Source organism: Microcystis sp. LEGE 08355, from assembly GCF_015207185.1.
Taxonomy (GTDB): Bacteria; Cyanobacteriota; Cyanobacteriia; order Cyanobacteriales; family Microcystaceae; genus Microcystis; species Microcystis panniformis.
On sequence record NZ_JADEXI010000813.1, the window covers coordinates 1 to 1,624 of the forward strand.

Genomic DNA, 1,624 nt, shown 5'->3' on the forward strand with positions numbered 1-1,624 from the left:
CTGATAACTGATAACTGATAACTGATAACTGATAACTGATAACTGATAACTGATAACTGATAACTGATAACTGATAACTGATAACTGATAACTGATAACTGATAACTGATAACTGATAACTGATTTACAATCGGCGTTCAAGGTTTAACATTTGTCGATAGGTAAGCCAACCACCTGCTACCATAGCTAGAGCAAAAAGACAGAGAAAGCGAAAATGAGAGCTAATATCTTGGAGATTTTCGCCCTTTGCCCAAACAGCAATTAAAGCTTCATTCATGTGGTAGATCGGGTTATATTTAGCCAGAGATAGAATATTGTCTGGGAATAAAGCAGTCGGAAGAAAAACGCCGCCTAAAATTAATAAAGGAACCCCAAAAGTTCCCACCAAAGCATTAACATCTTCTGTTCTTTTCGCCAGTTGAGTACCGAGGATAAATCCTAAACCCACATAAGCGGTGATACTAAGGAAAATAATTAATAATTCTAGAGGAATTGAGCCTTTAAAAGTGGCTCCATACTGTTTAGCGATAGAATAAACTAAAACTGTCTGACAGGCGGCAATCACACAATGGGCGAGAAAAATGCCGATAAAATAGGAAACACCGCTTAAAGGCGATAAAAATAACCGTTTAATCGTTTGTTGTTCCCTTTCCGCTACTACCGTCGCCACAGTTCCCCCCAAACAACTAAAGAAAAGTGCCGCCCCAACGAGGGTGGGAGGAGTAGCCAGAGCCATAGCCTCGGCAAGCTCAATTTTGCCTTTTTCTGCCATAATATAGCCATTTAAGAGCAGGACAAGGATCGGGAAAATGCCCCAGAGGATTAAGCTACGCCCGCGCCGGATTAATTCCACTAAAATTCGTTGAGCGATCGCTAAAATTTCCTGCCAATATTTCATAGAATGTTAGTGTAATTGTTTCTCCCTGTAGAGAAATAAGTTTTTCTACTTTGTGACTTAGGGTTATTGTAAGTGTTCCAGAGCTTGATCGGCACGCAATCTTACCACTATTTCCGCTTCTGTCTCCCCAATCTGTCCTAAAAGTTCTCGAATCGCCCCGCGAAATGCCGCCGCCGCAGTTCCTAATCCCTGCAATCCGACGATCGCCGCATATCTAACCACCCACTCTGGATCCCCTTGTAAAAGTTTCTCCAGTGCTGTAAAAACCGCCTTCTGAGCTTCAGAAACCCGACTTTCCTCCAAATCAGACCAAATTATATTTCCTAAGCCCCTAGCCGCCCCTCGCCGCACGCTAAAGGAAAAATCACTCACCGCCGCCTCAAGTAATAAGTCCAATCCCCGCACATCGCCAATTCCCGCTAAGGCGCGGGTTGCCCAAGCTCTCGCCCCATAATTATAACCGTCTAGGTTGGCCAGTAAATAGGGAACCGCCGCTTTGCCGATGGCGATTAAACCATCCACCGCTGCTACGGAGGCACCGGGGTTATTATATCTGAGGACATCGGTGAGGGTGGGTATTGCCGCCTCACTTTTGGCGGCGGCTAAGTTTTCCACGGCGATTAGTAACCCATTGGCTGAGTCGGCTTTTTCGACGGCAATAATTAAAGTCTCAACGGTAGGAAGCATTGTTTATCAGTAGAGGGGTTAGGGTGTGGGGAAGTGGGG

Annotated in this window: 2 protein-coding genes; both read right to left on the reverse strand. The window is 45.0% G+C overall.

From position 1 onward, the window contains the following. Positions 1-124: 124 nt before the first annotated feature. Positions 125-898, reverse strand: a complete 774-nt coding sequence (locus tag IQ242_RS24290; RefSeq protein ID WP_002774827.1) for an ABC transporter permease — start codon at positions 896-898, stop codon at positions 125-127. 63 nt (positions 899-961) lie between these two features. Beyond that, positions 962-1,585 (reverse strand): HEAT repeat domain-containing protein, encoded by a 624-nt coding sequence (locus IQ242_RS24295; protein ID WP_193961720.1) that lies wholly within the window; start codon positions 1,583-1,585, stop codon positions 962-964. Positions 1,586-1,624 lie beyond the last annotated feature (39 nt).